At 59.3% G+C, this 23103-nt stretch carries 23 protein-coding genes and 1 tRNA gene; 18 read left to right on the top strand and 6 right to left on the bottom strand.

The genetic code is table 11. The features are described from left to right. Positions 1-3 precede the first annotated feature (3 nt). The 12 genes from RAM15_RS05090 (at position 4) to RAM15_RS05035 (ending at position 12560) form a co-directional block, all read left to right on the top strand. Positions 4-1269: an acetylornithine transaminase gene (locus RAM15_RS05090; protein ID WP_306222255.1), complete on the top strand. Its 1266-nt coding sequence runs from the start codon at positions 4-6 to the stop codon at positions 1267-1269. Between the two features lie 54 nt (positions 1270-1323). Further along, on the top strand, positions 1324-2298 hold the full coding sequence (argF, locus tag RAM15_RS05085; protein ID WP_306221030.1) for an ornithine carbamoyltransferase: 975 nt from the start codon (positions 1324-1326) through the stop codon (positions 2296-2298). Then, positions 2298-2834 (top strand): arginine repressor, encoded by a 537-nt coding sequence (locus tag RAM15_RS05080; RefSeq protein WP_306221029.1) that lies wholly within the window; start codon positions 2298-2300, stop codon positions 2832-2834. The genes argF and RAM15_RS05080 overlap by 1 nt, the downstream gene beginning before the upstream one ends. Positions 2835-2893: 59 nt before the next feature. Continuing rightward, positions 2894-4129, top strand: coding sequence for an argininosuccinate synthase (locus tag RAM15_RS05075; protein ID WP_306221028.1), 1236 nt, complete (start codon positions 2894-2896; stop codon positions 4127-4129). Between the two features lie 17 nt (positions 4130-4146). Then, positions 4147-5592 carry an argininosuccinate lyase gene (gene argH / locus RAM15_RS05070; RefSeq protein ID WP_306222254.1) on the top strand — a complete coding sequence of 482 codons (1446 nt, stop codon included), beginning with the start codon at positions 4147-4149 and terminating at the stop codon, positions 5590-5592. Positions 5593-5685: 93 nt separating this feature from the next. Beyond that, complete coding sequence (locus RAM15_RS05065) at positions 5686-6417, top strand: SGNH/GDSL hydrolase family protein (RefSeq protein ID WP_306221027.1); 732 nt, start codon at positions 5686-5688, stop codon at positions 6415-6417. Between the two features lie 222 nt (positions 6418-6639). Continuing rightward, entirely contained in the window at positions 6640-7971 is a 1332-nt protein-coding gene (tyrS, locus tag RAM15_RS05060) for a tyrosine--tRNA ligase (RefSeq protein WP_306221026.1), read from the top strand. Between the two features lie 23 nt (positions 7972-7994). After that, a complete protein-coding gene (locus RAM15_RS05055; RefSeq protein ID WP_306221025.1) occupies positions 7995-10187 on the top strand; it encodes a helicase in 2193 nt (730 codons plus the stop codon). After that, complete coding sequence (locus tag RAM15_RS05050) at positions 10184-11245, top strand: HAD-IIA family hydrolase (protein WP_306221024.1); 1062 nt, start codon at positions 10184-10186, stop codon at positions 11243-11245. Before RAM15_RS05055 ends, RAM15_RS05050 begins: the two co-directional genes overlap by 4 nt. Positions 11246-11427: 182 nt before the next feature. Further along, positions 11428-11571, top strand: coding sequence for a hypothetical protein (locus RAM15_RS05045; RefSeq protein WP_306221023.1), 144 nt, complete (start codon positions 11428-11430; stop codon positions 11569-11571). A 47-nt stretch (positions 11572-11618) separates the two neighbouring features. Then, positions 11619-12377 (top strand): TlyA family RNA methyltransferase, encoded by a 759-nt coding sequence (locus tag RAM15_RS05040; RefSeq protein WP_306222253.1) that lies wholly within the window; start codon positions 11619-11621, stop codon positions 12375-12377. A gap of 106 nt (positions 12378-12483) precedes the next feature. Beyond that, a tRNA-Arg gene (locus RAM15_RS05035) sits at positions 12484-12560 on the top strand. Between the two features lie 147 nt (positions 12561-12707). Here RAM15_RS05035 and RAM15_RS05030 read toward each other — a convergent pair. From RAM15_RS05030 to RAM15_RS05020, 3 genes are all read right to left on the bottom strand, one after another. Continuing rightward, complete coding sequence (locus RAM15_RS05030) at positions 12708-13601, bottom strand: Ltp family lipoprotein (protein WP_306221022.1); 894 nt, start codon at positions 13599-13601, stop codon at positions 12708-12710. A 92-nt stretch (positions 13602-13693) separates the two neighbouring features. Next, positions 13694-13894 carry a hypothetical protein gene (locus RAM15_RS05025; protein ID WP_306221021.1) on the bottom strand — a complete coding sequence of 67 codons (201 nt, stop codon included), beginning with the start codon at positions 13892-13894 and terminating at the stop codon, positions 13694-13696. Continuing rightward, positions 13891-14472 carry a hypothetical protein gene (locus tag RAM15_RS05020; protein ID WP_306221020.1) on the bottom strand — a complete coding sequence of 194 codons (582 nt, stop codon included), beginning with the start codon at positions 14470-14472 and terminating at the stop codon, positions 13891-13893. The genes RAM15_RS05025 and RAM15_RS05020 overlap by 4 nt, the downstream gene beginning before the upstream one ends. A 388-nt stretch (positions 14473-14860) precedes the next feature. Here RAM15_RS05020 and RAM15_RS05015 point away from each other — a divergent pair, with 388 nt between their 5' ends. After that, a complete protein-coding gene (locus tag RAM15_RS05015; protein WP_306221019.1) occupies positions 14861-15445 on the top strand; it encodes a hypothetical protein in 585 nt (194 codons plus the stop codon). Here RAM15_RS05015 and RAM15_RS05010 read toward each other — a convergent pair. Together RAM15_RS05010 and RAM15_RS05005 are read right to left on the bottom strand one after the other, a co-directional pair. Then, positions 15396-15872: a hypothetical protein gene (locus tag RAM15_RS05010; RefSeq protein WP_306221018.1), complete on the bottom strand. Its 477-nt coding sequence runs from the start codon at positions 15870-15872 to the stop codon at positions 15396-15398. The genes RAM15_RS05015 and RAM15_RS05010 overlap by 50 nt on opposite strands. Next, entirely contained in the window at positions 15836-16144 is a 309-nt protein-coding gene (locus RAM15_RS05005; protein WP_306221017.1) for a hypothetical protein, read from the bottom strand. Before RAM15_RS05005 ends, RAM15_RS05010 begins: the two co-directional genes overlap by 37 nt. A gap of 261 nt (positions 16145-16405) precedes the next feature. Between RAM15_RS05005 and RAM15_RS05000 the strand changes: the two genes are divergently transcribed. The 3 genes from RAM15_RS05000 to RAM15_RS04990 all read left to right on the top strand — a co-directional run bounded on the left by RAM15_RS05000 (position 16406) and on the right by RAM15_RS04990 (position 18821). Next, positions 16406-16618 carry a hypothetical protein gene (locus RAM15_RS05000; RefSeq protein ID WP_306221016.1) on the top strand — a complete coding sequence of 71 codons (213 nt, stop codon included), beginning with the start codon at positions 16406-16408 and terminating at the stop codon, positions 16616-16618. Positions 16619-17321: 703 nt separating this feature from the next. Next, positions 17322-17666 carry a hypothetical protein gene (locus RAM15_RS04995; RefSeq protein WP_306221015.1) on the top strand — a complete coding sequence of 115 codons (345 nt, stop codon included), beginning with the start codon at positions 17322-17324 and terminating at the stop codon, positions 17664-17666. A gap of 516 nt (positions 17667-18182) precedes the next feature. Next, positions 18183-18821, top strand: coding sequence for a hypothetical protein (locus RAM15_RS04990; protein WP_306221014.1), 639 nt, complete (start codon positions 18183-18185; stop codon positions 18819-18821). A 596-nt stretch (positions 18822-19417) separates the two neighbouring features. Here RAM15_RS04990 and RAM15_RS04985 read toward each other — a convergent pair. Further along, on the bottom strand, positions 19418-20392 hold the full coding sequence (locus RAM15_RS04985; RefSeq protein WP_306221013.1) for a helix-turn-helix domain-containing protein: 975 nt from the start codon (positions 20390-20392) through the stop codon (positions 19418-19420). Between the two features lie 287 nt (positions 20393-20679). Between RAM15_RS04985 and RAM15_RS04980 the strand changes: the two genes are divergently transcribed. Next, a complete protein-coding gene (locus RAM15_RS04980; protein ID WP_306221012.1) occupies positions 20680-22587 on the top strand; it encodes an ABC transporter ATP-binding protein in 1908 nt (635 codons plus the stop codon). Continuing rightward, entirely contained in the window at positions 22588-23094 is a 507-nt protein-coding gene (locus RAM15_RS04975; RefSeq protein ID WP_306221011.1) for an ABC transporter transmembrane domain-containing protein, read from the top strand. Positions 23095-23103 lie beyond the last annotated feature (9 nt).

Below are 23103 nucleotides of genomic sequence, written 5' to 3'. Positions count from 1 at the left end.
CCTATGAGGACTCCTCAGGGGCCGCAGAGCAGTCAATGGGCAGACCGCTATGATCGCGTCCACATGCGGGTCTTCGGACGGCCGGGCAGGGTCATGGACCATGGCCGAGGCGCCTGGATCTGGGACCTGGACGGCAACCGCTATCTGGACATGATGGCCGGAATCGCGGTCAATGCCCTGGGCTACGCCCATCCGGCCTGGAACAAGGCCCTGGCTGAGCAGGCCGGGAAGATGGCCCACATCAGCAACTTCTTCGCCTCCCAGCCTCAGATCGAGCTGGCCGAACGACTACTGGATCTGGCTCAGGCCCCGGAGGGATCCCGTGTCTTCTTCGCCAACTCGGGAACCGAGGCCAATGAGGCGGCCATCAAGCTTGCCCGGCTGCATGGCGCTCGCATGGGCGGTCACCCTGGCCGGATCCTGGCTCTGACCCATAGTTTCCACGGCCGCAGCATGGGCTCCTTGAGCCTGACATGGAAACCTGCCATTCGTGAGCCCTTCCAGCCCCTGGTCCCGGGCATGGGCTTCCTGCCGGCAGAAGACGGCGAGGCTATGGAGGAGGCCTTCGCACAGGGGGAGACCTCAGGAGAGCCGGTGGCCGCCGTCATTCTGGAGCTCATCCAGGGGGAGGCCGGGGTGCTGCCGCTGGATCCTGACTACGTTCGGCAGGTGCGTGAGCTTTGCAGCCGGTACGGAGCCCTGATGATTTTGGACGAGGTGCAGACCGGCATAGGCAGGACCGGCCACTGGTTCGCCTTCCAGGACCGGAGCCTGTCCGGAGGAGCCTGCCCTGACGTGCTCACCTTCGCCAAGGGGGTGGCAGGCGGCTTCCCCATGGGCGGGATGATTACCTTCGGCTCTGGGCCATCAGGTCTGCTGACCCCTGGCATGCACGGGTCCACCTTCGGCGGCAATCCCCTGGGATCGGCCCTGGCACTGACCACCTTGGAGACCATCCAACGGGAGGGCCTGCTGGAACGGGCACGGCAGATGGGCGAGAGGCTGCGCGCTGGCCTTACCGACTGCGGCAATCCCCTCTATAACCAGGTCAGAGGCAGAGGGCTGCTGGATGCGGTCCAGCTGAGCGCCCCCTGTGCCGGGGATCTGGCCTCCTGGGCCCTGGATCACGGGCTGATCGTCAACGCTGTGGCCCCTGATGCCCTGCGTCTGGCCCCGCCCCTGATCATCCAGGCCGACCAGAACGACCTGGCCGTGGATATACTGTCCAAGGCTCCGGTCAGTCTCGAGGAAGGGCTTGCAACAGGATGATCAGTGAGATCAGCCATCAATGACGTACATGATCATAGCGATAGGGAGGCAGAGATGAACAGCGGTTTGCGGCACATGCTGCGTGACGATGACCTCAACCATGAGGAGCAGTTGGAGGTTCTTCGACTGGGCATGGCCTTCAGGGCAAATCCCTATTTATCTCAGCCCTATCAGGGCCCCCAGGCCGTGGCCATCATCTTCGACAAGCCCAGCACGCGCACCAGAACCAGCTTCTGCGTGGGTGTGGCCCAGCTGGGCGGCTATCCCATGGTCATCGACAGCTCTGGCTCGCAGCTGGGCCGTGGCGAGCCCGTGGCGGACACCGCCAAGGTGCTGACGCGGATGACGTCCACCATAGTCTGGCGCACCTTTGGCCAGGATCGGGTGGAGACCATGGCTGCCCATGCCAGTGTGCCTGTCATCAATGCGCTGACCGACTCCTTCCACCCCTGCCAGGTTCTGGCCGACTTCCTGACCCTGGCCCAGCACCGGGGCGGGGTCGATGCCCTGGCTGGCATGACCATCGCCTACCTGGGCGATGCAGCCAACAACATGGCCAACTCCTACCTGCTGGGCGGAGCAGTGGCCGGCATGAACGTGCGGATTGCCGGCCCCCACGGCTTCCTGCCCGATCCAAGCCTGGTGGATCAGGCGCGGACCCTGGCTGCTGAAAACGGCGGATCCATTCTGGTCACCACGGATCCGGTTCAGGCTGTGGAGGACGCCGACTGCGTCTTCACCGACACCTGGGTCTCGATGGGCGAGGAGGACCAATATGCCATTCGCTCCCATCCCTTCCAGCCCTATCAGGTCAACGCTGCACTTATGGCCCATGCCCGCCCGGATGCCCTCTTCCAGCATTGCCTGCCTGCCTACAGGGGCCGGGAGGTGACGGCCGAGGTCATTGACGGCCCGCAGTCCGTGGTCTGGGACGAGGCAGAAAACCGATTGCACGCCCAGAAGGCCCTGATGACCTGGCTGGTGGCCCGCTCCCGGGGCGACGAATCCCTCCTGCAGGGGGTGTGCTGATGCGCCCGACGACCAAGGTGGCCCGGCTGGATGCCATTCGCCAGGCCCTGAGCCGACATCGGGTCAACTCCCAGCAGCAGCTGTCGGCCCTCTTGGCAGAGCAGGGCATCGAGGTGACCCAGGCCACCCTGAGCCGTGACTTGGATGACCTGCATGCCACCAAGCTGCGGTATGCAGACGGCAGCATGGCCTACTGGATTCCCGCCACCACCGACCAGCAGGCCATGGAGGCCGCTGCCGCCGAGGGGCCTGAGGTCGAGGGGGAAAACAAGACCGATGCCTATCTGGCCAAGATTCTGACCGGGCTGATCACCTCGGTGGCCAGGGCCCGCAACCTGCTCGTGGTCAGAACCCCAGCCGGCGCCGCCCAATATGCGGCTTCCGCCCTGGACCGCCAGCCCATCAAGGGGATTCTGGGCACCATAGCCGGGGACGACACGATTCTGATCATCGCTGCCGACGATGAGGCGGCATCATCCCGGGCCGACTGGCTCATGACCATCGTCTCCGGCCAGGAGGATGCCAGGGCCCGATGAACGCAGAAGACAAGAATTCAGCATCTGCAAGTGTGAAATCACAAGGAAAGAGGATCGCCATGACCGAAAACAATCGCATCGTGCTGGCCTACTCGGGCGGCTTGGACACCTCGGTATCCATTCCCTACCTCAAGGAGCGCACCGGCAAGGATGTGGTGGCCGTCTCCCTGGATGTTGGGCAGGGCGGGGAGCGTCTGCAGACCATCCGCCAGCGGGCCCTGGACTGCGGGGCCGTCGAGTCAGTCGTGGTGGATGCCCGGGACGAGTTCGCCAGGGATTACTGCATGCTGGCGCTCAAGGCCAATGCCATGTACGAGGGCGTCTACCCGCTGGTGTCGGCCATCTCCAGGCCGCTGATCACCAAGCATCTGGTCCAGGCGGCCCACCAGTACGGTGCCGACACCATAGCCCACGGCTGCACCGGCAAGGGCAACGACCAGGTCCGTTTCGAGGTCTCCATCATGTCCATCGACCCCTCGCTGAAGGCCATCAGCCCGGTTCGTGACCTGGGGCTGATGAGGGATGTGGAGATCGCCTACGCCAAGGAGCACCGCCTGCCCATTGAGCAGACCGAGGAGAGCCCCTATTCCATCGACCAGAACGTCTGGGGACGGGCCATCGAGACCGGCTACCTGGAGGATCCCTGGAACGGGCCCACCAAGGACGTCTACTCCTACACCGATGACCCTGCCTTCCCGCCGGTCGAGGACGAGGTGACCATCGACTTCGAGCAGGGCATCCCCGTGCGCATCGACGGCAGGGCCGTCACCCCTCTGGAGGCCATCGAGGAGATGAACCGCCGCGCCGGAGCCCAGGGGATCGGACGCGTGGATCTGATCGAGGACAGGCTGGTGGGTATCAAGTCCCGTGAGCTCTATGAGGCTCCGGGAGCCGTGGCACTGATCACCGCCCACCAGGAGTTGGAGAACTGCTGCCTGGAGCGTGAACAGCACCGGATTAAGCGCGACATCGACAAGCGCTGGGGCGAGCTGGTCTACGACGCCCAGTGGTACTCGCCGGCCGTCCGTTCCCTGAACGCCTTCATCGAGGAGACCCAGCGCTACGTGTCCGGCCGCATCCGCATGGTCATGCACGGAGGGCGGGCCGTGGTCACCGGTCGGCACTCCGACAGCTCACTCTACGACTACAGCCTGGCCACCTACGAGTCCGGCGACAGCTTCGATCAGAACGCCTCCAACGGGTTCATCGCCATCTACGGCTTGGCCGACAAGGTGGCCGCCGCCCGCGACATGCGCTTCGGCAACGGCATCGCACAGGACGGACAAGAGCAGTGAGCAGCGGCGACAAGCCCATGGCCCTCTGGGGCGGGCGCTTCAGCGGTGGTCCCTCGCCGGCGCTGGTCGAGCTCAGCCGGTCCACCCAGTTCGACTGGCGTCTGGCCGACGACGACCTGGCCGGTTCCCGGGCCCACGCCCGTGCCCTCAACCGTGCTGGACTGCTGGACGATGGCGAGCTGGCAAGCATGGAACAGGCCCTGGATGAGCTCCAGGACCAGGTGGACTCCGGCGCTTTCGCCCCTGAGCCTGGCGACGAGGACGAGGCCACGGCCCTGGAGCGCGGCCTGATCGACATAGCGGGGGACCAGCTGGGCGGCAAGCTGCGGGCCGGGCGCTCGCGCAACGATCAGATCGCCACCCTGATTCGGATCTGGCTGCGCCGCCACGCCCGGGTGCTGGCCAAGGATCTGCTGCGCACGGCCCAGGCTCTGATGGATCAGGCCCGGGCGGCGGGGACCACGGTCATGCCGGGCCGCACCCACATGCAGCACGCCCAGCCCGTCCTGCTGGCCCACCAGCTCATGGCCCATGTCTGGCCCCTGATCCGTGACCTGGAACGCCTGAGGGACTGGGATAAGCGTGCCGATGCCAGCCCATATGGATCTGGCGCGCTCGCCGGCACCACCCTGGGTCTGGACCCCCTGCCGGTGGCCCGGGATCTGGGCTTCAGCCGGGTCTGCGCCAACTCCATAGACGGGACTGCCGCCAGGGATGTGGTGGCCGAGTTCGCCTTCGTCGCCGCCATGATTGGCGTGGACCTGTCCAGGCTGGCCGAAGAGATCATCATCTGGAACACCCAGGAGTTCGCCTTCGTCCGCCTGGACGACGGCTACTCGACCGGTTCCTCCATCATGCCCCAGAAGAAGAATCCCGATGTGGCTGAGCTGGCTCGCGGCAAGGCCGGTCGACTGGTCGGGGACCTGGCAGGCCTATTGACCACCCTCAAGGGGCTGCCGACGGCCTATGCGCGCGACCTGCAGGAGGACAAGGAGGCGGTCTTCGACCAGGTGGACACCCTGGAGGTCCTGCTGCCCGCCTTTGCCGGCATGGTCGCCACCTTGACCTTCAACAAGGACCGCCTGGAGGATCAGGCCCCCACAGGATTCGCCCTGGCCACCGACCTGGCCGAGTGGCTGGTCAGGCAAGGGGTACCCTTCCGGCATGCCCACGAGCTCTCCGGGGCCTGCGTCAAGCTGGCCGAGGGTCGTGGCTGCGAGCTGGCTGACCTGGATGATGCCGACTTCATCAGGGTCTTCGCTGACTGGGTGCCCGCCGATCGGGCTCCTGAGGTCCGCTCTGTCCTGACCGCCGGGGGAGCCGTGCGCGCTCGCCGGGGCCAGGGGGGCACCGCACCGGAGAGGGTCAAGGAGCAGATGGACCAGGCTGCACACGCGCTGGAGGAGCTGAGGGCATTCGCCGACTCACAGTCTGACGGGCCTGCCTACCGTCCTCCCAGGTGAAGTTTCTGGTCTTCGCCGGACCGGTGGCCGCGTTAGAATGCCCAACGGCAATTCTTCAAGAGGAAGAGTAAACGGCGAAAGGCGGCGGCGATCATGAATCCGGTGGCACTGGTCCAGGCTTGGTGGGCCAAGCAGCACATCACTCTGGCCAAGGAGCCGCCCGGTTCCCGCCAGGGGTTGTGCTCGCCTCCGGACCAAGGCCGCGACCTGGAGCCATTGACCATGCTGGTGGTGGGCGACTCCATGGCAGTCGGCTGCGGGGTGAAGGACCAGAGCCAGGGCTTCGTCCCCGATATAGCCGCCTGCCTGGCCGCCCGGCTGGGGCGTCCGGTATCCTGGTCGACCCAGGGTCGGCTGGGGGCCACCATCCGCAGGGTGCGCTACCGGTTCCTGCCCGCCCTGCAGGACTATCCTGATCTGCTGGTTCTGTGTGCAGGATCCAACGACATCATGGCCAACCGCACCGATGAGCAGTGGCGGGATGACTTGGCGGCGAGCATCGAGCTGGCTAAAGACAAGGGCCGCCAGGTGCTGGTCCTCAGCTCCGGTCAGCTCTATCGGGATCCTGCCCTGGGCCGGGCGCTCAGGGCCGAGGTGGAGCGTCGGATAGCCCGCCAGACGCAGACCAGCCGTCTGGTCTGTCAAGAGGCCTCGGTGCCCTTCGTGGATGCCACCCGCGACGACGTTGGCACCGACCGGCCCGACTTCTGGGGCATTGACCACTTCCATCCCGGAGTAGAGGGTTACCGGCGCATGGCCGCCTGCGTGGTCGACCACATTCCCCAAGACCTGATCGATAAGTTGTCTGTGTCTGCGCATTCCTGAATTTGATACGGTAGTCGCTCCGCCCTGGCTAAAGCAGTCGGGGGTCAATCGCCAATCCGCAGTGGTCGATTCACCGTGATTAATCTGGTCTCGTCCCTTGGGGATTCTGGTTTTGTGCGGCCTTGTCTGTGGCGGTCCAAGGCCCTGCTGTGTCGTTATCTGTTGCAAGAATAGTAGGGTTTAGCATACATTCATCAAATATTCGATAGGGAGTAGCCTCTCATGTCGCAGGTCACCGATTTCAGGCAGGCGGGTTTCGACTCGCTTTTCGACGAACTCAAGTGGCGCGGTCTCATTGCCCAGTGCACGGACGAGTCCGAGCTCAGGAAGGTGCTGGCCGACCCCTCGGTGACCTATTATTGCGGATTCGACCCCACAGCTCCCTCATTGCACGTGGGCAATCTGGTCCAGCTGCTCAACATGCGCCACCTGCAGGCGGCCGGTCTGCATCCCATCGCCGTTGTGGGCGGGGCCACCGGGCTTATCGGCGATCCTCGGCAGTCGGGGGAGCGCACCCTGAATCCCAAGCAGACCGTGGCTGAGTGGACCGAGCGCCTGCGTGGCCAGATCGGGCGCTTCCTGGATACCGAAGGCGAGAATCCCGTCCGGTTTGTCAACAATTATGAGTGGACCGGCTCCATGAGCACCATCGACTTCCTGCGCGATGTGGGCAAGAACTTCCGCATGGGCACCATGCTGGCCAAGGACACAGTGGCCCGCCGCCTGGACTCCGACGAGGGCATCTCCTTTACCGAGTTCAGCTACCAGGTGCTGCAGGGCAACGACTTCCTGGAGCTCTTCGACCGCTACGGATGCAGTCTGCAGCTGGGCGGCAGCGACCAGTGGGGGAACCTGACCAGCGGGCTGGACCTGATCCGCAAGGTGCGCAATGCCTCTGTCAACGTTATGACCAGCCCGTTGATCACCGACTCCCAGGGCAAGAAGTTCGGCAAGTCCGAGGGCAACGCGGTCTGGCTGGATCCCACCATGTTCAGCCCCTACCGCTTCTACCAGTTCTGGTTCAACCAGCCCGACGACCAGGTGGTCAAGCTGCTGAAGACCTTCACCTTCCTGCCCAAGGCCGAGATCGAGCGTCTGGAGGAGAGGACCGCACAGGATCCGGGCGCGCGCGAGGCCCAGAAGGTTCTGGCTTGGCAGGTGACCTCCTATGTGCATGGCGAGCATGCCGCCCAAGGGGCCATTGATGCCTCGGGTGCCCTCTTCGGTCGCGGCAAGACTCTGGAGGAGCTGGACGAGGATGTGCTGGATTCTGCTCTGGACGGGCTCAAGGTCGATGATGGCCAAGGCGGGCGAGCCCTGCCCGCAGCCAGCGAGGGTCAGCGTCTGGTGGAAGCCGGGGTTGCGGCCGGACTCTTCCGCTCGGTCTCTGAGGCGCGCAAGACTGTGGCATCGGGCGGTTTTTACCTGAATAACCAGCGGGTCGAGGATCCGGATCAAGTTTTGGATAACAAGGACTTTCTGCATGGGCGCTTCGCCCTGGTTCGCAGAGGAAAGAAGGCCCTGGGCGCACTTGAGCGTCGGGCCGGCAAGTAGGAACGTAGGAATTAAGGACACTGATGGCAGAAGAACACAATCATTCCCGGGGCGATCGCGGACGGGGCCGGGGCGGTTCGCGCCCAGGAGGCTTTCGGTCGGGCGGCCATCGCTCTTCGGGCTTCCACAAGGGCGGTTCGCGCTCGGGCGGATACCGCTCCGGAGGCTATCGTTCGGGAGGTCACCGCTCCGGCAACTTCCACAACCATGACGGCGAGGGCGGCGAAGAGCGTCGTTCCGAGAGCAGGAATGGACAGCGGCCCTTCCGCGGACGCGAGCACGACCGGTTCGACCGCGATAATCGTGGATACAGGCATGATCGTCAGGACGGCCACGGTGGTTTCCGCAGGGATTCCGACCAGGATCGCCACGGCCGTCGGCAGGATGGCGACCGTCCACGTCGTGATTTCCATGCCAAGGGGCATGGCGGATACGGGCATCGTGATCATGACAACGACCGCGGTAGGTCGGGGTATGGCGATCGTCGTTCCGGTCGCGGCTACCAGCGGCATGACCGTGACCGTGATCGTGGTCAGGGCTTCCGCGGGGACCGCCGTCGGGGTGAGGACCGGAGGTTTGATCGTCGGCAGGATGAGCGGTCCGGCGGGGATCGTCCATGGAACAACCGTTCCCGTGACGACCGTCCACGTCAAGACCGTTCACATGGGGACCGTCCCTACGGCAACCGCTCCTACGGCGACCGTTCCCGTGATGACCGTCGTCAAGGCGGCTATCGGGGCGACCGTTCCTATGGCGGCAGGTACCAGGGCCAGCATGGTCGCGATGATCGTCGCCGTGAAGATTATCGCCATGACGACCGCCGCGGGACTTATCAGCGTGACCGCCAGAATGGCTATGACCGCGGTCGTCGTAACTCTGACGGAACCGTCTCCTACCCCTCGCAGAACCCCTACACGGATCGTCGGCCTGGCGAGCCCAAGATGCCTAAGGGCCTGGAGTGGTCCATGCTCTCCAAGGATGACCGTCTGCGCCTGCGCGGGCTGAGCAAGGAGCATGCCGAGAACATCGGTTTGCACATCCTGGCCGCCTACGCGCTGGAGGAGACCGATCCCCAGGGGGCCCTGGCTCATGCCAAGTGGGCTGCCCGGCAGGCCTCGCGGATCGATCTCGCTCGTGAGACGCTGGCCCTGGTGGCCTACCGTCAAGGCGACTACAAGCTTGCCTTGAAGGAGTTCCGCACTGCACACCGCATGAACGGCTATTCCGATTACCTGCCCTTCATCGCCGACTGCGAGCGTGGTCTGGGCAATCCCCGCAAGGCCATTGAGGAGGCAACCTCCGAGGAGGGCAGCCAGCTCAAGGGCGAGTCCAAGGCTGAGATGTTCCTGGTCTATGCCGGAGCCTTGGGCGATCTGGGCCTGTGGGACAAGGCCATCGAGACCGTTCAGGCCCTGGCCAAGGCTCGTGGGCTCAGCGGCGACTACCGGATGCGTGCCGTGCAGGCCGAGCAGAACTTCCTCGAACAGGCTGGTCGCAGCCAGGAGGCCCTGGAGCTGGAACCCCTGCTGGATCGGCTGGAAGCGGAGTATGCCGACGAGGATGAGGACGAGGATGGCCAGAAGGACGGACAGTCCGAGGAAATCCTGATCGACTACGACCTGGAGCACCTGGATTCGGCCATGATGGAGGATCTATCCATCGACCCGAATGGCGGTGAGGAGTCCTCGGATGAGGCTGAAGCTGAGACTGAGGCCGCTGAGTCTGATGTCACTGATGCATCCGATCAGGGTGACGATGACAGCAAGGTTGAGGAATCCCCTGAATCAGCAGCTTCGGACGATTCAGCGGACTCAACTGACACAGGTGGCTCATCTGATTCGGCTGGTTCATCCGATTCGACCGATACATCCGACGCAGCTGATTCACTTGGTTCGTCCGACGCAGCGGGTTCATCCGAAATACCGGCATCCGAAATGCCGGAATCCGGAATGCAGAAATCGTCAGACGCTGTGGAGCAACACGGGGAAGAGCCCTCTCGCCTTGATGGGCAAACTTCGGACGATGGCTCTCAAAGCGACCAGAGCAGTGACGAAACCGACACGGCTGTTGCCGATAAATCCGCTGCTGACAACGGCGACGCGGCTGTCCTGAATGCAGGATCCGAGGCAGACACTTTCGATCATGAAAACGAACAGACCAATGATGAGCAGGTCAAGGAGTCCGATACGTCTGATGAAAACAGGGCTGAATCGTGACCGTCTTCCTCAAAGGAACTGATGACGCTCCGGCAAAGACCTACCGTCTGGCCCTGCTGGACCTGGACGGGGTGGTCTACCGGGGCGCTGATCCTGTCGAGCATGCGGCCGAGGGCATCGACCGCGCTCAGACGCTCGGCATGCGCATGGCCTACACCACCAACAATGCATCCCGGTTTCCCCATGTAGTGGCCGATCAGCTGCGCGGGTTCGGTCTGACCCTGGATGATGGCCAGGTCATCACCTCCGCCGTTGTCGCCGCACGAATGCTGCGCCGACACCTGCAGGAGGGCGCCAGGGTGCTGGTCATCGGATCCGATCATCTACGTGATCAGATCCGCCTCAACAAAATGGTGCCGGTAGGCAAGGCCGCAGATAAGCCAGAGGCCGTCATTCAGGCCTGGTATCCCGAGCTGAGCTGGCAGGACCTGGCCCAGGCCTCCTTTGCCATCGAAGGCGGTGCGCGCTACTTCACTACCAACAAGGATCAGACCCTGCCCCGCGAAGGTGGCATGGCGCCCGGGAATGGGGCCATGCTCCAAGCGGTGATTCTGGCTACTGGCAAGCAACCGGAGGACTCGGCCGGGAAGCCGGAATCGGCCATGTACGATGAGGCTCGGCAGCTCTTGGCCGGCGACCAGAAGATCTTGGACATTGACCGATGCCTGCCTGTGGGCGATCGTCTGGACACCGACATCGAGGCAGCCAACCGGGGCGGGTACGACTCCATGCTCGTCCTGACGGGCGTGGCCCGAACACCCGCCATTCTGACTGCCCCGGCCAAATGGCGGCCAACCTATCTGGCTGAAGACTTGCGTGGCCTCACTGCGCCGCAACCCCAGCCCAGTAAGGAGGCCGACCAGACCTGGCACTGCGGAGGCCAAACCGCAAAGGTGGATGACGACGGGCATGTCACTTTGCGTGCTCTTGAGGGTAGCGGCGATCCCCTGTCCGATCTGGATGCTGTGCGAGCCTGCGCCTGTGCGCTCTGGGAGTACCAGGATCGTGGTGGAGACATGGACGCGCTGGATCTGCCCGCCTTCGTCGTCGGGGCATAGCGGCCATGTCGGAAGAGGTCAAGCTCGGACAGCTGGGAGCGAGTGGACCATCCCAGGAATCCAATCACTACGGGCTACCTGAGCAGTCCGGCCAGATTGAGCAGTCTGTAGAGTCTGAGCCTTCTGAACGGTCCTCACAGGCAGATGATGAGGATACGACTGCGTCAGCTCCTGAGGAGCCCATGGACAAGCAGGCCATGGCACCTCTTTTGGAACGTTTCCCTGAATTGGCTCAATTGGATGATCTGGATGATACCCAACAGGTTGAGCTTCTCGGCAAGGTGCTGACCGGGCTCCAGCAGGACCTGAACCGGGAGGGCAAGTGAACGATGAGGACACAGTCGTCAGCGCTGGGGACGGTCGTCGAAGGACTGTGGCTCACACCCGCGACCGGCTTGACCGCATCCTGTCTGCACAGGGGCTGACGGATTCGCGTGCCAGAGCCCAGGCGTTGATTCGTCAAGGCCGGGTTACGGTCAACGATCATCTGGCATCAAAGCCTGCTCAGAGTGTCCAGCCTGGTGATGTAATCCTTCTGGACCCGGGTGATGACTATGCCTCCCGGGGAGCGCTGAAGTTGGAGGGTGCCCTGACGACTTTTGCGGCGCAGGGGATGCCAGATCCGCATGACAGGCTCTGTCTCGATATCGGGGCCTCCACGGGCGGTTTCACTGATGTTCTGCTTAGGCATGGCGCAAGGCGGGTTATCGCCCTTGATGTGGGCCACGGACAGTTGCTGGAACGGATTGCCGCTGATCCTAGGGTGGTTGACATGAGCGGTGTCAACATACGCGAAGTTCAGCCGGGCGACCTGCCGTATCGTCCGGAATATGTTGTCTCGGATGTGTCCTTCATCTCGCTGACCTACGTCATTCCCGTTCTCCCTGCCTTGCTGGCGTCTACTGCTAACTGCTTATTGCTGGTCAAGCCCCAGTTCGAGGTCGGACGTAGCCTGCTGGGCCATCATGGCATTGTGACTGACGAGGACCGCAGGCAAGAGGCTCTGGATCGCGTCTTGGCCTGTGCGCGCGAGCATGGATTTGCTGTCCGAGCTACCATGCCATCGCCCATAACCGGAGCCCATGGCAACGTTGAATATCTGCTCTGGTTGTCTTGGTCACAGTCGGCCTGACGCCTGCGGTTTCCTGCTTCCTTCGCGACACACCAGACTGGACAGTATCCACAATTGCGATAATATAAATGAGTTGTCAAAAACGAGTTCCTCGTCAAGATAACATGCGCCAGTAGCCCAACGGATTAGAGCAGCTGACTACGGATCAGCAGGTTGCAGGTTCGAATCCTGTCTGGCGCACCACACGAAAGCCCTACAGCCGCAAAGGCTGCGGGGCTTTTCCATTACCTGGGTAATTCTTCCAAAACGCGATTTTGTGTGACATCTGTGTGACAAAAGTCTCCGCAAAAGAAAAGCCCCGCCGAAGCGGGGCTGATATGTAGCAGTTGGTTACTGGTTGAGATGTTGAACGGCGTAAGCCGCCTCTTCCTGTGTGAACTTCTCTCCGTACTGGCTGGTGAGCTGCTCCTGGATGGCTGCTGGGCTCATATGCATGGTCTCCTGGTATTCTTTGGCTTTGGCGAGGGCATTGGCGTTGTAATCAGCTTGGAGGTTGTCTACGGCGTATTGTGCCGCTTGCTGAGAGAATTTCTCTCCGTTCTCGCTTGATAGCTGTTCGCGGATACCTTCCTTAGACATGTGCATTATGCTTGAATAGTCTTGAGCCTTCGATAGAGCGGATTGGTACTCGGCTGGGATTTCTTTCTGCTGTGCGCTGCCCTGCGAATCATTGGATGACGCTTGGTCGGCGTTCCGTTTGATCCTTGCTGCTTGGGGGTGGTCTGGGCAGAAAGCTAGGACCTTGTATCCGTCCTTGGCTGCTTCTGCGTTGGCGAAGGGGTTCTTGTCTGGATCCTTGTTCGTGTCGCTGCGCCCGTCGATTGGGTATCCTGTGGTGCTGGCGCATTCTGCCAGCACGCGTGTGAATCCATCGTCCGCGTCGGAGGCGTCGTCCTTTGTTTGTACCTTGCTCAAGGCTGTTCTCTGCTCTTCGGTGGGGTCTGGTGTTTCTCCTTGGGCCATACAGTCGAGTGGCGACGGGTACTTCCATGAATCCTTGTAATTTTTAATGGTTATAAGCTTGGTCTCACCTTTATCGTTTTTAACGTCGTTGCCATTGTCATCTTTTACACTGCATGAGAAGAACAAGGGACGCTGGTCATACAAGGAGTCTGCGGAGTCGCTTGATGATTTCGGTTTTGCGGTTGTGTTTTTAGGTGCACAACTGGCAAGGCTTGCCATCAAGCCGCAGCACATAATGAAACCAAGAACTCTCTTGCTCATACAACTACCTTAGCTGCTATTGACCTGCCGAACAGCAAGCTGCTTCGCGGGCATGGGAAAAGCCCTGCCGGAGCGGGGCTCATTTTTTTGTCTTACTTGAACAGGTCCCAGAGGCTGAACGTGGTCTTCCGGTAGATCTTGTTGTAGGCGGCTTTCCTGGGGTTCCGTATCCACCCCATGCCCTTCTTCCCGTACCCGGGGATGAGGGCCTTCTTCGCCTGCCTCTTCCACTTGCCCGTGGTTCGCGCCTTGAGGGAGCGCTTGGGGCTTGGCGTGCGTATGCCGAACTTCATTGGAGCGGATACTCCCATCCGTCCCTGCCCATCTGTGCGAAGACCAAGTATCCATCAGTGGCAGGTACGTCGAGTATTATTTTCCCCTGCGCCTTGATATCTGGACCAATATCGGTCGGCAAGCTCTGTTCCTGCGGGATGCAGGAGACGGTTGAATCGTTGAGCAGATCTCCGTTCCATAGTGTGCCATCCTTTTGAATGTACTTCCACAAGCTGCCTGAGGCGATATCGAATGGGTTGTATTCGCTGTCCTTGAGTTTCGGAGTTGTTGATACTGTCACGTCAAGCGCAATAAGGTGACCATTTTTTACGGGAGCTTGATAGGATTCCGTGCATTGAGGGTTCGGGTTGATCCCTGTGACGGTCCAAGTTACCACGTCCTTGCCGTCGTCTCCTGTTACTCCTGCCTCCTCGCCCACGTGTTTGACGATGTTGCCTCGGCTGTTTTTCTTGGGCGTCTGCGATGCCGTGGCGGTCTTGTCTGCCGGTTGGGTTTGAGCGCTGTTGACTGCGCCGCAGCCCGATAGGCCTAACACTAGCGCTAAAGCGGTTGCAATAGCAGCGACTGGCCTTTTCATGTTTCCTCCCTGTCTGCTTTGACTGTCAGCAGATTATCAGCAAGCATAGAATTGCCTAATTGCTTTTGTGCTGTACATCTATGTTTATGTGGTTTGCCTTCTGACGTGTTCTCTGCTTGTGGCTATGTTGTTGTATATGAAGAAGGTGCTGCGTATCTTCGCCAGTGTTGTCGTGGGTGGCGTTGTCCTGTTTTTCCTGGCTGCGGCTTTCGCAGGCAGTCCCGTGATCGGGGTAGTTCTGACACTATTGCTTGTGTGGATTCTTGTCTGGTGGCATCGGAGGGCACACGGAGCACGTAGACAGGATGGGCAGCCGTCGCATCAGGACGCAAAGCCTCGGCATGCCAGGAAAACTCAGGGTGAAGGTTCGTCTGATGGCTCCGTTCGAGTGGACGAAGAGAAACATGCAGGCCTTGGTTTCCATGTGCAGCCTCGTCCTGATGACCATGAGGAGACTCCGCAGGAGCGTGAGATGAGATTCCGCCGCAGCTATCTGGCCGACATGGACTGCACTCCCTGCAATGCGAAGCCCGACGGCATGGTGATAGCGGAAGTGGAGGACTGCAGGGGCGTGGATGTCGGCCGTCGCCAGGACCATCAGGATCTGTTTGCCCGGTATGGCAAGGGCGCATGGATGTGGGTGTGGGTCACCAGAAGCCATGTGCAGTCCGACCCGCATCGGCAGTGGCCCACCATAGAAGTGTGGCTGGATGGCGAGTCAGCCGGCTGCCTTACCCCTTTGCAGACATCCCGGCATTATCTTCAGGTGCCCGAAGACGGCTGTGTCACACAGGCACATATCCGTCAGGATCCTCATACGGGCCGGTATCATATGCGCGTCGAGCTGCCGCCCAAGCACGAAGAAATCGACTTGTCCCCATACATCATCCGCGACCAGTCTGTGGCGGCATCCGACCGGCAGATCATCGCTTCCATCGCTGACGGCCGATTGGACGCCGTGGCGCATGGGTGAGCTGCTCGTTCAGCAATATCCTGTAGTCCTGGATGATTTGGAGGGTGACGTCGAGTTCGCAGGCGATCTGGTAGGGGTCGCCTTCATACATGGCTTCCGCCGTCTGGTATTCGAGTGGGTTGACGAGCTTCAACGCGGTTTCGCGTCGCGTTCGGTTTTCCAAGCGGGAGCCGAAAACGCCGTCCCTGGTGGTGTCGGCGTGCTGCCAGTGGATGAGCTCGTGGACGAGGGTGCAGTGTTTCTGGCAGTAGATGAGCTGCCTGTCGATGAGGATGGTCCTGGTGGCTTCGTCGTAGAAGCCGGTCATGCCTGCCGGCAGGAGCGCGCTGCTGATGGTGACGTTCAGGGTGTCGGCGTAGCGGCGCATCTGCCCGTACGTCATCGTCGACGTCAGGCCGTCCAGGAGCCTTGGGCCCTTATCTGCCATCGCCGCCTTTCTGCCTCCTTCTCCTTGTTGGGGTCGTTCATGGCCGCCAGGGACTGATCGCCGGCCTTGACCTTGTCTAGCACGTAGGCCACCTTCTCATCCTTGGGAAGTTGGGAGGAATCCACAGCCAGAGAAGGATAGGGGCCGAGGTCTTCCATCACACGTTGCTCGGCCCTGCGGATGACCACGGTGATGTCCATCCCGATATAGTCGCAGATCTTATTGGCAACTGCTACGTCTATCGGAGGCTTTGCATTCAGCCAGTTCGACATTGCTGATCTTGCATGGCCCAGGGCATTCGCCACCTTGCTGGGCTGTGTCCGTGCGAGACTATGCCTTCCCCAGCTTCGCACTGGCATATTTTCCGAATAGCATCGCTCTGCTGTAACAGCATTGGTCATGCAAGTACTTTCCTGCAGCTGTGACACATGTTGTCAGCTAAGTAGTACATTGCAGTTTAGACCGGTTGAAGTCTAATCAGCAATTGCTGCTAGTCAAATGAGGCGAAGTACAGTCATATCACGCAAAGAGCTGTGAGCAAAAAGAATGCTGCAATCAGGACATCAGGAATCAAGAAGGTCGCTTTGCTGGGCAGGACCGGGATGCCAAGCACTACTTTCAACTCAACACCACGTACTTTTACGCCGTTTACGCTTGAGGAAGTCTTCCGAATTGCCGAGGGCATTGATTGTGACCCGATTCCGCTGCTTTCCGATACGCCCAAAGGCCAGAGACTGGTTGCGTAATATGAACCGCACGCATTTTTTAGTGCATTTGGGGCAGCATGCAGCTGCGCTGTGAGAAGACTTAGGAACCAGCATTACGGCCAATATGGTCCCCGTGGCATCAGAGTGTGCACCTCTTGGTATAACTTCAGGCCTTTCGAAAGGTGGGCGTTGGACAATGGCTACCCTGTTCATAGACCTCATTGACAATAATTTGAGCTATTGCTCTGACAACTGAAAGCAGATCACTCTTGCTCACAATACATCTAAGTCGTTTGAGTAGACTGTTTCAGTTGATGGTATGGAAAGCACTCTGCGTAACTGGCCGGCTCTGCTAAGCTGATTGATTAGCGGGGTGTCCTACCACCTTGGTTATAACCTGCCTATTGAGTCTTAGATCGGGGGGATGTCTTCCCGACAGAAGGTTAGTGCATGAGGTGCGTGCTCGCGGCGATAATTGCGACGGTCGGAAGATGCAGTCTCATGTGGTTTCGGATGCTGAGGAGATGGCCAAAGGGTATCTGAAGCCGACTCAGTCTAGAGCATCGTTGCGCTCATACGCAGAGGAACTGATTTGCCTCCATGGGAGTGTATGTCCATTATTATCTCGACCATTTTGCGTAGTGTTTTCTTTCTTCTCCCAAGACCGCGTATCCAAGTTACGCTCTTGCCCGTCGGCGACAAATGGTCACCATGGTGCCACCGACTGGAATGGACGCCGATCATGTCTGAGATAGTGGGGCTGCTTGTCCGCGAGTGCGGCTGTGTCACATTCGGCTGTTCCATCAAGGGCAGGCAGGCGAATCGTATTCTGTCTGATTCGTCTGACGAATTGTATCCAACCCAAATGCGTGATGCGGAATTGCAACCGTGGAAAGTGAGTTCAACGCTTTCCCCTGGCGCGAGTCTGGAGGGTATGCAGGATGCCATCGGACTGTCTACGATGGCGTCTCTTTGCCACAAGGAGAGGATATTGGCACTTGCTGCTCCGACATTTGTAAGACGCGATGAAGCTGTTCCCTCTTTGTCTACGGCGAATGTGCGCAGATCAAGGCTTGCTCGTTTTTGACTTCTGCTCCATCGGCGGAACTCAATTGCCGCGAAGAATACTCCCACGCCGCCTAGAAGCTGTGACACATCTATGAGTAAGTTCCATAACGAAAGCCACATCGACGGTTCCTTTCACCAAAAAATAAAGCAGGCTGCTGTCGAGCGGTCTGGACATCTATGTCATGTCTTCAGCATTGTACAGGTTTATGTACTAGTTCCGTTCTGGTCTAGTTAAAAGAGACTTCCGAAAAATTGAGTGACGAGAGGCTCTGAAGTGGCTTCAGCATGATTGTGATTCCGCTGAGTCTCTGAGCTTGCCGCCTCGTTAGGCCTTCTCAGCTGGAGTGCAAAATATTGTCTAGGACTGCAGGGCATTTGTCTTTACATAAAAGGCGGAGAAATACGGCAATAATGAGCTTGACTTGGTGAAGTAGTGAGAAGTGCGTCTGGTTTGCTCATTGCTGTTTGGTGCTGGCGCACTGTATTTTCTGTCCACACTGTATGGAAGTGATGAAACTCAACGAAGGAGTGCAGTGTGACTATGTACGATACCGTTTTAGCGTCTCATCGATATCTGCAACATGCTCTGCTTGAGGACCTTGCCTTGCCCGACGGAACGAAGCTACCGCGGGTGGAGTGTGAGGATAACTGTTGCGGTCTGGCATGCATCCAGTCGATTATGGATGCCGAAGGACTCCCAGTACCGACTCTCGACACCTTGTTGGCTGAGGGGATTGAGAGCGGAGCCTATGATACTGCCAAAGAATGGATATTGCGGGGCCATCTTGAAATGGGATGTTCCTATGGCTTGAATGGTGAGATTTTTCCTGAAGCCCCAATAAGTTTTCTGGAAGATCTACCCGCAATCCAAGTCGCTCTGATAATCTCTGTATCTTGCAACTTCTCCCTAAATCCAAAAGCGAGAGGCGGCCAATTGGTCGTATTTCGCGGCACTCGAGTGTCTAACACAGAAGGTGAAGTCTGTTGCTGCGATGATCCTTCACGCCAGGGAGCCACTGTCGATGAAGTGGAGCAGACTAGATTTTGGTCAAGTTTCTCTGGTAGTGCCCTCATCTTGAAAAGCTCGAAATCCTGGCAGGAGCTGCGGTCGATTATCGTGGATAAACGCTCAGAAGCACATCTTGCTACACGGAGACCTATCCATCTTCTTTGACGCCACCAATGTCTATCCGCATAGGAAATCTGAACGATGCCTAAGCCATGCCCTGGAGAAGTATGCGAAGTAGGACGGAATCGCCGTTGCCACCAAAGTCTTCTTCATCCCCGTTGGATCGCTCCAACTAGCACGTGCATTCCCGAAAGCTTATAACGCAGCAAATTGACCATAGTCTGGAACGTCTGGGAATGGACTATGTAGGCCTCTATATCAATCACCGCCGGGAATGCTTCACACCATCGAAGAGAATATGGATACTCTGCACAATCTGGTTAAAGCGGGAAAAGTACGCTACACGGGAGTGAGCGCTATGTATGCCTGAAAGTTCGAAAATCACGATTTGTGGCGGCAAGTCGCAGATGGGCCCCTTCGTTTCGATGCAGAGCCATATGAACATGATCTCTATGTGCGGAGGAACGTAAGATGGTTTCCCTCTGCTAGGACGGGACATCGATATCACTCCATAAGCCTCCTGTCTGGGGGCCAAAACCGGACAAGGCTATCGGTTTAGGGAATGTTCACAAAGTCTTAGTCCTTAAGTCTGTGACCATTTACTTGACTTTCGAAACGCGGACGTATCAATTGCAGCGAGCTTATTTGACACGGCTGTACTGCTCGCGCCAAGCGATTGGAGTAACACCGGTTTCTCTGGTGAAAACAGCGCTGAATGAGCTGGGGCGCATGTATCCGACCTGCCGGCCAATCCAGGCAACGTTGTCCTCGGTGGACGAGAGAAGGTGGCGGGCCCGGTCCATTCTTTGCTCTCTGATGTACCTGGCCAGACTTGTGCCGGTCTCACGCTTGAATGCCAGGCATAAACGGGTGCGTCCCACATACAGGGTTTGGGCTATCCGATCAATGGAGAGGTCGCCGCCCAAGTGGGATTGAATGTGGGCTTTGGCCTGTTGGACTAGGTCACAGTCATATGACGGTTCGTGGCTCTGTACAAGGGCAGAGGAAGACTGGGCCAGCCTTGCCAGGAGCAGGTCGATGTGTGCTTTGATGAGGAACTCTGTCTGGCCCTGCCTCCCTGGGGCACAATTTGACAGGGCGGTTGAAGCGGTCAGTGCAATATCGGATGGCCAGGGTTGGCAGAAGGTGTCAAAGAGTCCCTTGACCTGGCCGGGCCATTGGTTTTCCAGCTCCATGAAATAGTCGGGCAGGATGCAGATGCTCCGGGTCCGCGAGCGGAAGCCTGCCGGCTTACGGTTGGTGACTGTTCCCGCCTGCTGTACCAAGGAGACCATATTGCCCTCCTGCTTCGTACATGGCTGCAACCCGTAAGGAGCGGGGTCGGATGCCGGGCTTTCATCCAGGGTCAGGCAGGCGTAGTCGGTCATGGCGTACTCGCTGAAATCCATCTCGCGCAGGAAGGTGATGTCGTGCCATATGACCAGGCAATGAGGACCTGCCGGATTGGCTTGGAATCTTCCTTGGCAGATGTCGCCATCGACCTGCCCTTCCAATCCTCCCGACCGGTGATGGAGTTCCATACCGAGTTGCTCTACCTGGGGGCGATACAGGGTCTGTATCTCGCGGGATTCGAAGTGTATCGCGTGGTCTGTCATTGCTCACCTGGTTTCATCCTGCCGGCTTTGTGGCGATCTCGGTAGACTTTCGTTTTCGTTCGCACCTTTTATGGATTCATCCGTCGCTCTGTGACGGTCTTCCAGCCGTTGGCTTCTCAGATTACGTTCGATGGCAACGAAGGACAAGAGTTTTGGATGAACCTGGAGGAAAGAGATGACTACAGACCAGGCGGATTCGGGTAACAAGCCAGATCCTATCAGAAGGTAAAGCACAAAGCGGGGGAGGCTGGCCTGGACAGGACAGGTCGCATGGGCGTAGTTCCCTAATGCAGCTGCTTGATTTTGCTGGTCCTCGTAAGGTGTTCTCCTATCTCGGCTGTAGTCTGTCAGCCCTCTCCACGATTGCCGGCCTTGGACCCTACATCTGCATATGGCTGGCAGTAAAAGACCTCCTCGCCGTAGCGCCGAAGTGGTCCCAGGCCACGGGAATCGCCATATACGGATGGGCTGGATTAGGGTTTGCGGCAGCTTCCGTCATTTTGTATTGTGCAGGACTGTTGATGGCACATCTGGCAGCCTTCCGGAGTGCCTCCAACATGCGTAAAGAGGCCATCGGCCACCTGATGAGCCTGCCCCTGGGGTATTTCGATCTTCATGCTTCAGGCGAGTTGCGTCGAACCATTGATGGCTCGGCGGGCGACACCGAGAATCTGCTCGCCCATATCCTCCCCGACGCGGCTGGCTCCTTCGCCATGATTCTGGGCATGCCGGTACTGATGCTGGTTTTCGATTGGCGTATGGGCCTGGCCTGCCTTTTCCCCATCCTGATTGCCCTGGTCTGCATCCGCATGATGATGAACGATCAGGGACAGTCCTTTATGACGGAATACCAGGATGCGTTGGTGCGGATGTCGAAGACCGGGACCGAATATGTCCGCGGTATTCCGGTCGTCAAGGTCTTCCAACAGACGGTTTACTCCTTCAAGGCGTTCCATGAGGCCATCAAGCACTACAGCCGAATAGCCAGGACCTATTCCATGAAGATCTGCCACCTGCCCCAGACCATCCAGATGACGGCCCTGAACGGGACCGTGATCTTCCTGATTCCTGTGGCCATCCTGCTGGCTTCTGGGCAGGGTGATTTCACTTCATTCCTGACTGATTTCGCTTTCTATGCAGTCTTCTCGGGCATGGTTCCCACTGCCATGACCCGTCTGCAGTTCTCCAGCGAGTCCTTCGGCAAGGCCGACGATGCCTTGAGCAGGATCACAGGTGTGCTCAGAGTTGACCCCCTGACGGTATCCACCGAACCTGAACATCCGAAGTCGGCGGATGCTTCCTTGGAACGGGTGTCATATACCTACCCAGGTGCCGATCGTCCGGCACTGGAGCGGATTGATTTCGAGGTGCGGGAGGGTGGAACGGTGGCCCTGGTCGGACCTTCGGGAGGCGGGAAATCGACCTGTGTCAGTCTATTGCCTCGTTTTTGGGATGTGGATTTCGGCAGGGTCGCCGTGGGTGGTATTGATGTCAGATCCATCGATCCCCACGATCTGATGGGGCAGGTCGCCTTCGTTTTCCAGACCAACAGGCTCTTTTCGACGACCATCCTGGAGAACGTCCGCGCAGCCAGACCGGAAGCCACTCCTGAGCAGGTCATGGATGCGTTGAGAGCGGCTCAGTGCATGGACATTGTCGACAAGCTTCCTGATGGGCTTAACACCATGCTCGGTTCAAATGGAACCTACCTTTCCGGGGGAGAGGTCCAGCGTGTGGCCCTGGCCAAGGCGATCCTCAAGGAGTCTCCCATTGTGGTCCTGGATGAGGCGACTGCTTTTGCCGATTCCGAGAACGAGGTCTTGATACAGAAGGCGCTGACCAAGCTGACCCGGGTTGAAGGAGGCCGACGACGCACCGTTCTCATGATTGCCCACCGTCTGTCGACTGTGGCGCATGTCGATCGAATCCTGGTGCTGGATGGGGGTCACCTAGTTGAGCAGGGCACTCATAACCAGCTTCTTGATGCGCAGGGTACCTATGCCCGTCTCTGGTCTGATTACGAACGGGCGGTCTCCTGGAAGGTCGACAACTCTCCGAAGGCTGCCGGTGAAGCGGGGCGAAATCACGCAGACTCGACTGCGGATGAGGAGCAGACCGTTCCGGGTACAGGACCATTCGTTGCGGACTTGTCTACCGATGATTCCGACATCCAGAGGGAAGGAGGTGAGGCATAAGTGTTCGCCTCATTCAAGAAGAAGTATGCCCTGTCCGACCAAGGCATGAAGATCGTAGTTCTGGGAACGCTGTGGACCACACTGACCAATCTGATTATCATGGCGGGAACGGCCTCCCTTCTGCTGGTCATGAACGCTTTTGTTGAGCATCTGACGGCAGGGGCGCCTCTGCCGAAAGTCCTGCCCTATCTGGCCGGTCTCCTGGTCTTTGCGCTTATCCTCTTCGGCACCTCTTGGTTCCAGTACAGTTATTCCTACGGTGCGGTTTTCAGTCAGACCGGAACCCAGCGGATCGACCTTGCCGAGCGACTGCGCAAACTGCCGCTCTCCTTTTTCGGGCGGCGTGATCTGGCTGATCTGACCGATACCATTCTGGGTGACGTGGCCACCATGGAACATGCCTACGCCCATGCGCTGAGCCAGCTCTACGGTGCGGTCGTCTCATCCGTCCTGGTCTTTCTGGCCCTTCTGCCCATCAATTGGGCTCTTGATCTGGCTGCCTTCTGAAGTGTGCCG

Source organism: Bifidobacterium asteroides, assembly GCF_030758775.1.
In the GTDB taxonomy this organism is placed as follows: domain Bacteria; phylum Actinomycetota; class Actinomycetes; order Actinomycetales; family Bifidobacteriaceae; genus Bombiscardovia; species Bombiscardovia kimbladii.
This window is presented reverse-complemented; position numbering and strand designations above follow the sequence as displayed.

What these genes read in the sequence shown, in the direction of transcription:
- RAM15_RS05020 (WP_306221020.1), bottom strand. Translation starts at nt 14,472, where the DNA reads ATGAAAAGGCCAGTCGCTGCTATTGCAACCGCTTTAGCGCTAGTGTTA.
- RAM15_RS05080 (WP_306221029.1), top strand. Translation starts at nt 2,298, where the DNA reads ATGCGCCCGACGACCAAGGTGGCCCGGCTGGATGCCATTCGCCAGGCC.
- RAM15_RS05090 (WP_306222255.1), top strand. Translation starts at nt 4, where the DNA reads ATGAGGACTCCTCAGGGGCCGCAGAGCAGTCAATGGGCAGACCGCTAT.
- RAM15_RS05055 (WP_306221025.1), top strand. Translation starts at nt 7,995, where the DNA reads ATGGCAGAAGAACACAATCATTCCCGGGGCGATCGCGGACGGGGCCGG.
- RAM15_RS05005 (WP_306221017.1), bottom strand. Translation starts at nt 16,144, where the DNA reads ATGTCGAACTGGCTGAATGCAAAGCCTCCGATAGACGTAGCAGTTGCC.
- RAM15_RS05010 (WP_306221018.1), bottom strand. Translation starts at nt 15,872, where the DNA reads ATGGCAGATAAGGGCCCAAGGCTCCTGGACGGCCTGACGTCGACGATG.
- RAM15_RS04995 (WP_306221015.1), top strand. Translation starts at nt 17,322, where the DNA reads ATGTCTGAGATAGTGGGGCTGCTTGTCCGCGAGTGCGGCTGTGTCACA.
- RAM15_RS04985 (WP_306221013.1), bottom strand. Translation starts at nt 20,392, where the DNA reads ATGACAGACCACGCGATACACTTCGAATCCCGCGAGATACAGACCCTG.
- argH (WP_306222254.1), top strand. Translation starts at nt 4,147, where the DNA reads ATGGCCCTCTGGGGCGGGCGCTTCAGCGGTGGTCCCTCGCCGGCGCTG.
- RAM15_RS05045 (WP_306221023.1), top strand. Translation starts at nt 11,428, where the DNA reads ATGGACAAGCAGGCCATGGCACCTCTTTTGGAACGTTTCCCTGAATTG.
- RAM15_RS05025 (WP_306221021.1), bottom strand. Translation starts at nt 13,894, where the DNA reads ATGAAGTTCGGCATACGCACGCCAAGCCCCAAGCGCTCCCTCAAGGCG.
- RAM15_RS05075 (WP_306221028.1), top strand. Translation starts at nt 2,894, where the DNA reads ATGACCGAAAACAATCGCATCGTGCTGGCCTACTCGGGCGGCTTGGAC.
- argF (WP_306221030.1), top strand. Translation starts at nt 1,324, where the DNA reads ATGAACAGCGGTTTGCGGCACATGCTGCGTGACGATGACCTCAACCAT.
- RAM15_RS05030 (WP_306221022.1), bottom strand. Translation starts at nt 13,601, where the DNA reads ATGAGCAAGAGAGTTCTTGGTTTCATTATGTGCTGCGGCTTGATGGCA.
- RAM15_RS04980 (WP_306221012.1), top strand. Translation starts at nt 20,680, where the DNA reads ATGCAGCTGCTTGATTTTGCTGGTCCTCGTAAGGTGTTCTCCTATCTC.
- RAM15_RS05065 (WP_306221027.1), top strand. Translation starts at nt 5,686, where the DNA reads ATGAATCCGGTGGCACTGGTCCAGGCTTGGTGGGCCAAGCAGCACATC.
- tyrS (WP_306221026.1), top strand. Translation starts at nt 6,640, where the DNA reads ATGTCGCAGGTCACCGATTTCAGGCAGGCGGGTTTCGACTCGCTTTTC.